We start from the raw sequence: 12750 nt of genomic DNA, 5'->3' as shown, positions 1-12750 counted from the left end.
AAATTGTCGTCCACATTCCTTGCCTTTATATCTTTGTTTTCCTCTTTGATGACCATATTTATGAGTTTTATTGCTATGACATTTAGGGCATTTCATGGTTTTATTTTTATAAAACCATTTTTTGATTCAGCAACGCATTAAAACCGCACGTGACACATAAACTATCACGGCTCCTCCGTGGATGGTTTATGTGGCTGCTAGCTCTTTAAAAATCTTTAACAACCAATAAGGTTAACAACTTATAAATTAAATAGTTCTTATTTAATCCTTAATCCTTAATCGTTCATCCTTTTTTTGACTTCGATGGGATTTTAAGTGAGCGTGAACCCCCCTTACCATTGTCTTTCTTACTATTGTCTTTCTTACCATTGTCTTTCTTGCCAGAGTTTTGGGGTTTGACAGGAGCATTGAGTTGCTGACGTCCGTTGCGAATTACTCTAAGCATGTCACTGAGGTGCTGCTCAATATTGTAGAGCACTCCGTCAGCGTAGGCATCTGCCCCATTTTGAATTTCCTCACACTCAGCTAGGGTCATTTGGCGCATTTGCTCCAGTTCCTGCTGGGCTTTGCGGCGCATCTGCTCAAGCTCCGATACCGTTTGCTTGTGCATCGCCTCACACTCTTTTTGAACTTGTTGGCTGATTTGTTGGGCTTCGTGTTCTGCTTGCTGAATAATACCGAGTTCATCTAAGATCATTTCAGCACGCCGCTGAGCTGTCTCAATGATTTCTTGAGCGTACTGTTCAGCTTGCTGGATAATTGCATCGTGTTCTTCAATTATTCTAGTAGCTTGTTGAAAAGCTAAGGGCAAATTTTCCCGCACCAAGTCGAGTTGAGCCAGCAACAGTTCTTCATCAATCAGGGTGCGCCGGGTAAACGGGATGTGGGGGCTATCGAATATTATGTCCTCGATATAGTTAAATTGCCCCTGAATATCTATGTCTCCTGATCCAGGATTAAAGGATTCAGTGGGGTTTGGGGGTTTGTTTTGCTCGGGTGGGTCGTACCGGGATGATTCTTGGCGTAACATCGGTATATATCTAAGGCAACCTGTTGGGGGACAAGATGATCGACGGAGCCGCCAAATTTGGCAATCTCTTTGACTACGCTACTACTCAAGAAACTATATTCGTTAGAGGTGGCGAGAAAAACCGTTTCGATTTCATCCCAGAGGGTATGATTGGTATGAGCCATCTGGAGTTCCTTCTCAAAGTCAGAAAGCACCCTTAACCCTCGCAACAGTACTTGAGCTTTCTTCAGTTTGGCATATTCCACAGTTAAACCAGTAAAACTGTCCACTTCCACATTAGGTAAGTGTTGGGTGCAAAGTTTAATCTGCTCGACTCGCTCAAGCACTGTAAACAAGGGAGATTTATTTGGATTGCGCAGCACCGTCACAATCACCTTATCAAAGAGTCTACAGCCACGCTGGATGATGTCAAGGTGTCCTAGGGTAATGGGATCGAAGCTGCCTGGATAGATTGCAATCACGACGCAAGTATTACCAATGGGTTCTCCGGTGATTATATAGCTTGTTTCACGGCCATGACATACTAAACTAATAGTTAAGCTATTAGTTGTTAACTCATTGGTGATTAGTCCCTAGTCATTCGTTATTGGTGATTAGTTTTTTTTGATATAGTATATAGCATTTTAATTGCAGCCCCACACTGTCCCCCCTCCATCCCCCATCCGTTCCACCTGTTAACCCATTTACATCTTTTAACCCATTCGTAGCGCCATCTGCCTATTGCCCATGCTACGCTGATCAGCAATGTGTTCACTACGCACACTCTGTGTGACGACCCGGTTAACCTCAACCGATGAAACGCCTATGGTACACATCAAGCGAGTGGAACTCTCGCGGTTCAAATCCTTCGGCGGCACCACAAAAATCCCCCTCCTGGAAGGATTTACCGTAATTTCTGGGCCAAACGGGTCAGGCAAATCCAACATCCTTGATGCTCTTCTATTTTGTCTTGGTATCGCCAGTTCCAAAGGAATGCGAGCTGAACGCCTTCCTGATTTAGTTAACCACAATAAAGAACATCGAGGCACTGTCGAAGCCAGTGTCACAGTTACCTTTGACTTATCTGACTTCAATAACTATGACGAGTTACAGCTTAAAGAGTTAGACGAACCGTTACAGGTTAGCAAGTTACAGGTTGTTCGCGAAGCCTGGCCGAAAGGCCAAGGTTCAGAAAATAACCTTCAACCCAATAACCTTCAACCCAATAACCTTCAACCAGATAACCTTCAACCGAATAACCTTCAACCAGATAACCTTCAACCCAATAACCTTCAACCCAATAACCTTCAACCAAATAACCTTCAACCAGATAACCTTCAACCCAATAACCTTCAACCCAATAACCTTCAACCAGATAACCTTCAACCCAATAACCTTCAACCCAATAACCTTCAACCCAATAACCTTCAACCGTCAACTGATCTAGAATGGAGTGTGACTCGACGGCTGCGAGTCACTAAACAAGGTAATTACAGTTCCCAGTACTATATCAATGGTGAACCCTGTACTGTTACTGCACTTCATGAACAACTCAATCGCTTGCGGGTTTACCCAGAAGGTTACAATGTTGTCCAGCAAGGAGACGTCACTAGCATTATTTCAATGAAATCCCGAGAAAGGCGGGAGATTATTGACGAATTAGCTGGAGTTGCTGCCTTTGACCGCAAAATTACCCAAACTAAACAAACCCTCGCCACTGTCAAAGAGCGAGAAGAACGCTGCCGAATTATTGAACAAGAACTGACGGCTCAACGCGATCGCTTAGCTGCTGACCGTGCAAAAGCCGAGAAATATCAAAAACTCCGTGCTGAACTCCAACAAAAGCAACAGTGGGAAATTGTTATAAAATGGCGATTGCTCCAGAAGCAAGTATCCCAACTCCAACAGCAGATTGATGCTGCTAATACGAAAAAAGCGCAGCTTATTGCTCAAATTACTAGCATTGAGGAACAAATCAACCAAACTACCACTGAACTTGACCAACTCAATGCTCGGGTCAAAGCCTTAGGAGAAGAAGAGCAAATTGCGATCGCATCCACCCTTGCCACTCAACAAGCTGAACAACGTCAATTACAAACCCGACAGCAGGAACTAACTGAGAACCTACAAAATGCCGCTGTCAATCTCCAACGTACACAAGAGACAATTCAACAAGTCGAGCAAACCCTGCAACAGTTGATCGCAGAAAAAAATGATCTAGAGACCTTGTCTAAAACCTCCTTACAAGTCGCACGGGATGAGGCCCAAGCTGCTCTCAACCAAAGCCGAGAACAAGCCAATGCGATCGCAGCCGCTAGTGATGCCTGGGTACAACAACAAACCACCCTCACCAAGCACATCGACACCCTACTCAAAACCATCAACCCCCAAAGGACAGAGCAAGCTCAACTCCAAGAGCGTCAGAATCAGCTAAATCGGCAAATCGAAGACCAAACCCAGCAACTGCAAACCTTAGAACCAGAAATCGCCACCAAGCAAACCCAAGCTGTGGCATTAGACACCCAATTAACCACTTATTCCCAACAAGTCCAGTCCCTCGCCCAATCCTTAGGGAATACCGAACAACAACTACAACTCCAACAACAAACCCAAACTCGCCTGCTGGGGGAACAACGGCAAAAACAACGGCAACTCGATAAACTAGAAGCCCAAGCCCAAGCTCAACAAGAAGCCCAAGGGACCTATGCTACTAAAGTTATCCTAGAAAGTAGTATACTAGGAGTGTGTGGATTAGTCGCCCAATTGGGTAGAGTTGAACCCCGCTATCAGCTAGCCCTAGAAATTGCCGCTGGCGCACGCCTCGGGAATTTAGTGGTAGAAGATGATAGGGTAGCAGCGGCTGGGATCGAACTCCTCAAACAAAAACGCGCGGGAAGAGCGACCTTCTTACCTCTGAACAAAATCCAACCTAGGCAATTTAGCGAAACGGTTGTGCTACGATATGCTAAGGGCTTTGTTGACTACGCCATTAGGCTAATTGATTGCGACCCCCGTTACCAAAAAGTCTTTGCCTATGTATTTGGGTCTACGGTAGTCTTTGAAACTCTCAATGATGCCCGTACCTACTTGGGTAAACACCGCATCGTTACCCTAGATGGGGAAATCTTGGAAATAAGCGGTGCCATGACTGGTGGTAGCAGCAGTCACCGTTCGGGATTGCACTTTGGTACCAGTGACACTATGGAGTCCTCTGAAATCCGTAGCTTGCGAACCCGATTAGCGGAAATTGAACAGGTTTTAAACCATTGTGAGGCATTGATTACTACCGAATCTGCTTCGGTGAAACAAATTACCCAGGAATTGACAGAAACTAGAGCAAAACACTCGGAAACCAAATTACGTTTGGAACAGTTACAAAGAGAGATTGAGCAATCTCAGACCAATCAAGCCCAAATGCGATCGCTTCTGGCTAAAAACAACCAAGAACTCTCCGCTGCTACTCAACGGCTAGAGACCATAGCGATAGAGTTACCCCAACAAGAATCCCAACTTGCCGACTTAAGGCAACAACTGGCTCAACTCGAAGAGTCTCAAACACATAACGAGTGGCAACAGATTCAGAACACCATTAAAACCCAAGAAGCTCAGTTGCGCGAGTGTGAACAAGCCTTGAGAAATACCGAGAAACAGCTACAACAGAAAGAGAATCAGCAGCAGCGCCTCAGGGATAAACTTACCGAAGGCCACCGCAAAATAGCAGACTATCAAACCCAAATCGAATCTTGGCAACAGCAGCAATCAGCAATTAACACTCAGTTAGAAACACTCACCAAGCAAATTACCGAAACGACAGTTGCCTTAAGCCAGTTAGAGGAGAAATTGGGGCAACAGAAACAAAAACGCGATCGCACCGAGCAACACCTACAGAGACTGCGCCAACAACACCAAGAAACCTCTTGGCAACAGCAAAAACTCCAAGAAACCCAGTCTGCTAGAGCAGAAAAACTTGCTAGTCTCCAAACTCAACTCCAAGACCAAGCTGCTGAATTACCAGACCCAATACCAGAAATACCTCAAATTGTCAAAAAAAATTCCCCCTCTAGTGATAAAAAAAGCTCAGAGGTAATTACCTTGGACTCCCTAGCTGCTCAACTAGAACAACTACAAAAGGAACTGCGCAACGGACAGAAACGTCTACAGGCTATGGAACCCGTGAATATGCTGGCCTTAGAAGAATATGACCGAACTCAAACTCGCCTCCAGGAACTGTCTGAGAAACTGGAAACCATAGCTGGTGAACGGACTGAACTGTTGCTAAGGATAGAAAACTTTACCACCTTGAGATACCGTGCTTTCAAAGAAGCCTTTGATGCAGTCAATGAAAATTTCCAAGCCATCTTTGCTGAACTCTCCGATGGGGATGGTTATTTACAACTCGATGATCCAGAGGACCCCTTTAGCGGTGGACTAAACCTGGTGGCGCACCCCAAAGGTAAACCGGTGCGGCGGCTAGCATCTATGTCAGGAGGAGAAAAATCCCTCACAGCCCTTAGCTTTATCTTTGCCCTACAACGCTACCGTCCCTCGCCATTTTATGCTTTTGATGAAGTCGATATGTTTTTGGACGGGGCAAATGTCCAGCGATTAGCTAAAATGATCAAACAACAGGCTAAACTTGCGCAATTTATTGTAGTAAGCTTACGCCGTCCTATGATTGAGTCTGCTCAACGCACCATTGGTGTTACCCAAGCCAGGGGAGCATACACTCAAGTCTTGGGTTTAAAACTATCACCCAAAAGTACGGTTAACTAGATAAAATCTCATTCATCAAATCCAGTATTATTGTAAGCATTAAGCCCAAGGCTGATCAGCTATAAGCCGTTCATGATTGATTTTGGAGAGAACCGACCCACGAACCCCTCGTCCGAAGGGCGTCCTGTACGAAAAAAAAACCGATGTTCAGAGGTGATTATATATAACCTCTGTAGTCTGTTGATCAACCTAAGGGTGGCATTACCTTAGCTGAAAGCTGATAGCTGAATGCTTACGTATTAATGCTCACGTATTAATGCTCACGTATTATTTATTTTTAATCCATCAGGAGTATAGCTCAGGAAAAGCGAGATATAATGACAACGGAACAAATTCGTCCACGCTCCGATATCTTAAATACTCAGGTAATTACCCGTGACAATGGTAAGCGCCTTGGAGTCGTCAAGGAACTCTTGGTAGATATAGACAGACGGCAGGTTGTGGCACTGGGTCTGCGAGATAACCTCCTGGCAGTAGCCGGTATGCCAAAGTATATGCTCCTGAGCAGCATTCGACAATTTGGTGATGTCATCCTGGTAGATGATCAAGACGTTATCGAAGATATTGATGTCGATGCCTATAGTACCCTGATTAACAGCGAAGTGATCACCGAAACCGGTGAACTCTTAGGTCGGGTTAGAGGCTTCAAGTTCAATGTAGAAGATGGCACCGTTTCCGCCCTAATCATTGCATCAATAGGGTTACCCCAAATACCCGACCAGGTGATTAGTACTTATGAGCTACCCATTGATGAAATTGTCAGCAGTGGTCCAGACCGATTAATTGTATTTGAGGAAGCTCAAGAGCATCTGGTCCAGTTAACCGTCGGGGTCTTAGAACGTATGGGGATTGGCAGACCCCCTTGGGAAAAGGACACAGAAGACCCCTACTATACCCCAACGGCTAGACCAGAAAATCAACTGGGAACGGGGATTCCAATACGTACTCCTATCTCTCAGACAGTAGAGAATGCCAACCGAGCCCAAGATGCCTGGGATGACGATTGGCAAGAGCCAGAACTAGAGCCGATCAAACGAGAAGCACCAGTCCCGAAGAAGTATGTCGAAGCCAGATTAGAAGAAGATAACTGGAGCGATGAACGGGAAGAGTCCCCTCAGCCAGTGCGCTACGAGCAGCCAGTCTATAGCTCACCCGAGCCTTCCTATGGTAAAACTAACACCCAGGACTATGACAAGTACGAAGTCGAGGGTGATGCCTGGGATGATGACCGCTCCCCAGAGCCTTACAAAGCACCGCGAGTCAATATTCCTGAGAAAAAGAAAGCTCCAGAATACGAAGAAGAGGCTGGTTACTAGAGGACGCACAAGTCGAAAGCCCCGCGTTTTTAAACCGGGTCAGAAGTTACCGCAAGAATAGGGCAGCCTTTACGATTGGTCGGCTATGAGCAAAAGGGTTAAAACTTTATAATTAAGGCTGCCCTATTCTAAGGTTTCGTCTCCGGGATGAAGACTCGCAGCGACTTTAGTCGCCAAAAGGTTGACGATACGTTAGCGCCATAGTAAAATCTAAATATGGGTACAGGCTGAAAAACCGAGGCACAACCGGGTCAGAGACCCGCAATTGTTTGACCTTAAAGTAGTAATGCCCGGAGGGCAGGGAAAATCCTCCTTAAAAACCCAATCATCAACTACCAATTGGTGTGTGAACCCAGCAAGATCACAACTTCAGAAAATAATGGTACGGCGGGGCACGCCGAAACCAAGTGAAACAGAGGAGCAACGGACTCTATAAGGCACTTCTCAAAAAAGTAGCTAAACGCCTAAGGAGACTAGCCCGCTGGGTCTTTCGTGAACTGAACTAAGATTTTAGTCTTGACGGGATTTCGGTTTAGATATTGCCATTTGGACACGGAGGTTTAAGGCCGGTCGTAGATCTAGGAATCCCCGTCTTTTTAAAGCGGGGAGTGTCAATAATTAATGACCATAGTTGAGGGTTGTTTGTTGATTGTTGTTTGTTGACTGTTGTTTGTTTACGGTTCATGCTTAATCCTAGAGTTGAGCACCCAGTGGATAACTGGTTGACGGTCAACCCTGGCCTTTCGGCCACGCGATCGCGTTCAACCCTGGCCTTTCGGCCACGCTAAGCGAACAACTCGCTTCAATTCAAAATTATCAATTCAAAATTAAAAAATACCCCACGAATGAATTCGGGGGCTTGTATCCGTTGAAACAATTAAAAATTAGAAAGCTATTCATTTTGAATTTTGAATTTTTCATTTTGAATTCAAAAATGGTCAGTCGATACAGGCAAAGGTAGTTGTTGTTAGAAAATAGGTCTATCCTTGATCAATAAAGAACTAGAGAATTCCGATTTGGCTTTTGTTTCAGGATTTTGACAGAAGAGGGATATAGCGTTTCTCCTAGTTATGAGGTACAGTCAATTTTCGCAACCCCTACTCCCTACTCCCTACTCCCTACTCCCTACTCCCTACTCATTTCTTGGTTAACACAAACAAACTCCCCTGATTCCCCCGTCCAATGCGCAGGTCATCATCAAGATAGGTGATCTCTAACCAACCCTGTTGATTGTCCCTATTGATGGGAAAGTCAATAGCTGGAAACCTTTTGCCAGCTTCGATTTGCTCAATGAAATCATTGGCAGAGCTATAACTCAGGAAGCTTTGTAGACCAATGATAGACCTCTCGAAGCTAACATTAACCCGGCATTGAGATACTGGCTCGAAACTAGCACAAACACTGACAACACCTTCGAGATAAGGAATACCAGATAATTCAGCTATGTTGTAAATTTTAGTATCTGAAGTACGAACACATTGGTAGATTTGACCCAGTTGTACCAAGGGAAATCCGTCAAGATTCAAAAGTTCTTGACTCGTAGTATATAGCAGACGCCAGTTACCATCTAGCAAGTCTTGCGCCTCAAGGGGTCGAGGGGTAGGGTTTCTCCCTTCCAGTTGAGTAACTGCTGCGAGTATTGCTGTTTTATCGGTTTTGCTTGCTAATAGACCACGATTCTTTCCTGCGATCGCTTCTAAGAGTTCCGCCTTGCCAATCATAATATTTCCTCTAGCTGACTGCTAGACTCAAAGTTAAAGGTTTTCACCTCGTCCATATTAGCTGAAGAAGTCTATGTACAATCCTGCTCTACGTGAAATACATCGTGATCAACTCGCTGAGGTTATTCCCCTTAAGCAAGAAACTTCCCTTTTAGATTGGTTAGAGTCTAATAATCGCCTGATCCCACGGGAGAATTTAGAGGAAGAAAATCCCCTAGGTGATGACGTAGAAATCTCTGAACTGATGGGGGTAGAGGACAGTAACTACGAGGAGGAAGAAGAAAATTTGGGTTAACACTAACTAGTTTTTCGTAAGCATTCAGCTGTCAGCTATCAGCTAATGCGCTACAGATGGTACTACTTGAGGTGCTAGCAGGCGATTTAACTGCACGGGGTCGGATGAGTAAAACGAGCAGGGATTTTCAAGCAGCCGTACCAGCACCCCCTATGCTTGTTTACTACCTCCCGTTGATTAGCATGATACCATTAGGCTGATAGCTGAATGCTTACAGTTTTACCCAATATTTTTAGCCCAATTGCAATCAGAAATGATTCAGAATGAGACCGTTGCTGAATCATTTCTGAAATCCTAAAAATCTAGGTAGCAGGAAACCCCGCGTCTTTAGACCGGGTCAGAAGTTACCGTAAGAAGAGTGGAGCCTTATTTCATGAGTTTTAACCCTTCAATGCAACCGCCTGTCGCCTATAAAGGCTCCACTCTTCTGAGGTTTCGTCTCCGGGAGGAATGCTCCACAGTGGCTAAAGCCACTTAGGGTTCAACCATGGTGAGGGTCGGTAATATATCTCTGGATAGTTTCAGTGCTGACTTTTCCCGCTGTCGAAAAAAAGTAGGGCAGTTCCTGTAGGGTGGGCAGTGCTTGAAACAGATACATTTGCTGGCAAAGGGCAAAAAAGGTAAGCACTGCCCACCCTACGATTAATCTTGAAAGCAGTTCCTGTAGGGTGGGCAGTGCTTGAAACAGATACATTTGCTGGCAAAGGGCAAAGGTAAGCACTGCCCACCCTACGATTAATCTTGAAAGGCTTTTCCGGTTCTATCCCTTTGAGTTGACAAAGCTCTAGGTAATCATCCACTGCTTCGTGAAAACTGGCGCGAAGAGATTCAACATCCTGACCTTCATAACTGATTAGCCTACGAATATACTCTACTTTCCCGTATAAAATCTCATCTTGGTCGTTGTAATTGACTGAGCCAAGGTATTCCTTGTATTTCACCAAGTTATTCATTTATTTAAAATGTAAACATAGATCTTGTCGGGTGGGCAAATGGGCATCATCGCTGATGAAATTATCAAATTCTCAAAATTTGCCCACCCTACCCCTACCTGATACATCTTGATACCAAGTTGCGGTCAAACGTACAACTTTATCTTCCCCCAATCTCCCTATCTCCCAATCTCCCTATCTCCCAATATCCCTATCTCCTTATCCAACCAATCTACTATCTTTGAATGCAACTCGGTATGAGTCACAATCTCGGTACATTCATCCCAAAAACTCACCCATGAGCGTACAAACCAATGTATAGCAGAAGTCAGAAGTCAGAAGTCAGAAGTCAAACTCTTGCGCTTCTTGATGCAGTCGCTCATGGGGGAAACCCCCAAGACCGCGCTGCATCGCTTACTTAGGTTTGAGACTTTTCTCATGTCCTAACTGCCCTGGCGACTGCTATAAAAACTGGACGGTGCGCGCCTCCAAGGCCGTGAGGGATTGCTCACGGCCTTGGGTCGCACCGCTATGTCTTCGCTCTTTTCCCTTGGCTTATTTCACAGGACCGATGTACTTTTGTATTCCTTAATCTAGATTAACTTTTTTTGTTGCTAATATCTGCTGCTTCATTAAACGTATAATTATCCCAAACATTTGTGCCATCAGCTCCAGGTTTTTGAAAGACATAGGGGCGGTTAGGCATCGATTTAAAATAGTCTTTCTCAAACCAATAACCTTTTTGTTTAGCTTCTTGAATTTGGATAGCCCCAGTATTTTCATCAATTACAATTAAGTGTCCAGTGAGTCCATAAATTACTTTTTCTGGAAAAATATTACGACGAGAAACTGTATGATATGGCGGTTTCATAATCCCACGATAAAATTGATCCCGTTGTTGAGGTGGAATACCTGCCATTGCGTCTTTTAATGCTCTTTCTGTGGAATCAGTTCGATATAAATCAGCTAATTTAATCGGATCTGTTTCAGCTTCATGATGATTTCTTTTTTGATTTTCTAAGACAATCTCCCAAGGCACAAATATGGTTTCTATTTCACAAATATGGGTTTGTAATTGTTTGAGAATTTCTGCTTCATTATTTCCAGGGGGATCATTGAGCAGCTTTAACATTATTAAAACAATCCGCTCTCCTTTATTAATTGTCTCACTGTTTTTGATTTTATCAAAAATTTTTTGTATTCTTTCTTTGCTAGCTGAAGGAATATTTTGTTGTAACCCATCCCAATCAACATTACTATCCAAGGAAAGGTAACGTTCTTCCAGCATAGTTGCTATTTTCATCCAAATATCATATCGGGGATCGACAAACTTATTTAAATTCATTAACTCAATAAACCTCTAGTAAAGGTAACAGAGAGTAGGGAACAAAAATTATCACAATTCATTTAGTATCCCTATTTTATTTTTCTTCAAAAACATTCAGGATGATGCCTAAATAATGCCACATCCAAATCCTTAGATATTATTCTCTATAGTTTAAAGGTGAAATAGTTCGAGCGTCAAGCCAGAAAAGGCTCCATAATTATCATAGTTAACCCTAAGTTGTTGCAGTTGGGAATCTGTCACTAGCCAATTTGCAGCAATGTTAAAGGAGGTACCAATATTCACTTGTTCAGGACAACTCAGAGAAATACCATCAGGAAAAAAGAACATTTTATTTCCTGCCAAAGGCCAGTGCAGTTGAGTTGCTATTGGCTCAGAAACCTTTAAATCTGGGGTCATGGTAACAGCAGTTCCTTGCCAGTTACCACTCAGATTTCTCTCAGGTAAGAGATTGATTTCCTTTGACCAATATTTACTGGGAAAACCGGCTGCATCTTCACGGATACTTACTGCCCTCATCAAACTGCCATTACTATCATAAATAAGGGCAACACTATGTCTTATATCTTCATGTTTTAATAACAATTCGTGTGGCAATACCGCACCTGATTCTAACTGTTTACCTGACAATACAGCTGCACCTTGTTCAAAGAAAAATCCTCTCATTGACTGTTTATCATACTGCCAATTTTTTTCTTCTATCCTGCCGTCAGCATATATATAACGATTAGTGTGATAAATTTCTGTTTGTTCTGGATTACTGCGGAAGCTTCTCAAACTTTGAAATGATTCTTTTACCTCTCCTTCAGGAGAATACCTTGTCCAAATACCATGCCAATCCCGCAAATGGTTTACCGTGAAATTTTTCCAGTTTTGCTCTTTTAAATCCATATCATTTACCAAAAAAAATCTTGATTATTTGCTCATTATATCTAGACAGCCTGATCTCAGATGAATAATCTTTATGAAGTATTGGAAAATATCTTAGGGATTCCCTCCAGCATCCGACAGGTAAAATTCTTCCAAAGTCAAGCTATACAAAGCTCCAGATTCATCATACTTGACCCTTAGTTGTTGTAAATCAGAGGGGGTAATCAGCCAATTTGCCGCAATGTTAAAGGAGGTACCAATATTCACTTGTTCAGGACAACTCAGAGAAATACCATCAGGAAAAAAGAACATTTTATTTCCTGCCAAAGGCCAGTGCAGTTGAGTTGCTATTGGCTCAGAAACCTTTAAATCTGGGGTCATGGTAACAGCAGTTCCTTGCCAGTTACCACTCAGATTTCTCTCAGGTAAGAGATTGATTTCCTTTGACCAATATTTACTGGGAAAACCGGCTGCATCTTCACGGATACT

General features: G+C 43.5%; 9 protein-coding genes and 3 pseudogenes. 3 read left to right on the top strand and 9 right to left on the bottom strand.

Annotated features, from left to right (window positions below; all coding sequences use genetic code 11):
- The 3 genes from F6K37_RS45485 to coaD form a co-directional block, all read right to left on the bottom strand.
- Nucleotides 1-96 (bottom strand): IS1/IS1595 family N-terminal zinc-binding domain-containing protein (locus F6K37_RS45485; protein ID WP_502887737.1); only part of this gene is annotated, 96 nt, incomplete at its 3' end.
- Between the two features lie 187 nt (nucleotides 97-283).
- The gene (locus F6K37_RS11840) at nucleotides 284-1030 is read right to left on the bottom strand and encodes a F0F1 ATP synthase subunit B (RefSeq protein ID WP_287250328.1); all 747 of its coding nucleotides are present in this window, start codon (nucleotides 1028-1030) and stop codon (nucleotides 284-286) included.
- Nucleotides 937-1491 (bottom strand): pantetheine-phosphate adenylyltransferase, encoded by a 555-nt coding sequence (coaD, locus tag F6K37_RS11835; protein WP_287250327.1) that lies wholly within the window; start codon nucleotides 1489-1491, stop codon nucleotides 937-939. Before coaD ends, F6K37_RS11840 begins: the two co-directional genes overlap by 94 nt.
- Nucleotides 1492-1834: 343 nt before the next feature.
- On the opposite strand from coaD, the gene smc reads away from it, so the two are divergent.
- Together smc and F6K37_RS11825 are read left to right on the top strand one after the other, a co-directional pair.
- A complete protein-coding gene (gene smc, locus F6K37_RS11830) occupies nucleotides 1835-5782 on the top strand; it encodes a chromosome segregation protein SMC (RefSeq protein WP_287250326.1) in 3948 nt (1315 codons plus the stop codon).
- Between the two features lie 317 nt (nucleotides 5783-6099).
- The gene (locus F6K37_RS11825) at nucleotides 6100-7098 is read left to right on the top strand and encodes a PRC-barrel domain-containing protein (RefSeq protein WP_008188168.1); all 999 of its coding nucleotides are present in this window, start codon (nucleotides 6100-6102) and stop codon (nucleotides 7096-7098) included.
- A gap of 1136 nt (nucleotides 7099-8234) precedes the next feature.
- On the opposite strand, the gene F6K37_RS11820 is transcribed toward F6K37_RS11825, so the two are convergent.
- Nucleotides 8235-8819 (bottom strand): PAP/fibrillin family protein, encoded by a 585-nt coding sequence (locus F6K37_RS11820; protein WP_008188169.1) that lies wholly within the window; start codon nucleotides 8817-8819, stop codon nucleotides 8235-8237.
- A 73-nt stretch (nucleotides 8820-8892) separates the two neighbouring features.
- On the opposite strand from F6K37_RS11820, the gene F6K37_RS11815 reads away from it, so the two are divergent.
- A complete protein-coding gene (locus tag F6K37_RS11815) occupies nucleotides 8893-9114 on the top strand; it encodes a DUF3134 domain-containing protein (protein ID WP_008188170.1) in 222 nt (73 codons plus the stop codon).
- A 481-nt stretch (nucleotides 9115-9595) separates the two neighbouring features.
- Here F6K37_RS11815 and F6K37_RS45480 read toward each other — a convergent pair.
- The 5 genes and pseudogenes from F6K37_RS45480 to F6K37_RS11795 all read right to left on the bottom strand — a co-directional run.
- Nucleotides 9596-9709 (bottom strand): annotated as a pseudogene (locus F6K37_RS45480) (IS200/IS605 family transposase); the annotation flags it as partial.
- Nucleotides 9710-9833: 124 nt separating this feature from the next.
- A pseudogene (locus F6K37_RS45475) lies at nucleotides 9834-10067 on the bottom strand (type II toxin-antitoxin system HicB family antitoxin); the annotation flags it as partial.
- Between the two features lie 577 nt (nucleotides 10068-10644).
- Nucleotides 10645-11391 (bottom strand): hypothetical protein, encoded by a 747-nt coding sequence (locus F6K37_RS11805; protein WP_008188172.1) that lies wholly within the window; start codon nucleotides 11389-11391, stop codon nucleotides 10645-10647.
- 153 nt (nucleotides 11392-11544) lie between these two features.
- Nucleotides 11545-12282 carry a DUF3598 family protein gene (locus F6K37_RS11800; RefSeq protein WP_008188173.1) on the bottom strand — a complete coding sequence of 246 codons (738 nt, stop codon included), beginning with the start codon at nucleotides 12280-12282 and terminating at the stop codon, nucleotides 11545-11547.
- Nucleotides 12283-12375: 93 nt separating this feature from the next.
- A pseudogene (locus F6K37_RS11795) lies at nucleotides 12376-12750 on the bottom strand (DUF3598 family protein); the annotation flags it as partial.

Source organism: Moorena sp. SIO4E2 (genome assembly GCF_010671945.1).
GTDB classification, from domain to species: domain Bacteria; phylum Cyanobacteriota; class Cyanobacteriia; order Cyanobacteriales; family Coleofasciculaceae; genus Moorena; species Moorena producens.
The sequence above is the reverse complement of the archived record's forward strand: the minus strand, read 5'-3'. Positions and strand labels throughout refer to the sequence as shown.

Coding starts and splice junctions, on each gene's coding strand:
- F6K37_RS11815 (WP_008188170.1), top strand. CDS start 8,893: ATGTACAATCCTGCTCTACGTGAAATACATCGTGATCAACTCGCTGAG.
- smc (WP_287250326.1), top strand. CDS start 1,835: ATGGTACACATCAAGCGAGTGGAACTCTCGCGGTTCAAATCCTTCGGC.
- F6K37_RS11820 (WP_008188169.1), bottom strand. CDS start 8,819: ATGATTGGCAAGGCGGAACTCTTAGAAGCGATCGCAGGAAAGAATCGT.
- F6K37_RS11840 (WP_287250328.1), bottom strand. CDS start 1,030: ATGTTACGCCAAGAATCATCCCGGTACGACCCACCCGAGCAAAACAAA.
- F6K37_RS11800 (WP_008188173.1), bottom strand. CDS start 12,282: ATGGATTTAAAAGAGCAAAACTGGAAAAATTTCACGGTAAACCATTTG.
- F6K37_RS11825 (WP_008188168.1), top strand. CDS start 6,100: ATGACAACGGAACAAATTCGTCCACGCTCCGATATCTTAAATACTCAG.
- F6K37_RS11805 (WP_008188172.1), bottom strand. CDS start 11,391: ATGAATTTAAATAAGTTTGTCGATCCCCGATATGATATTTGGATGAAA.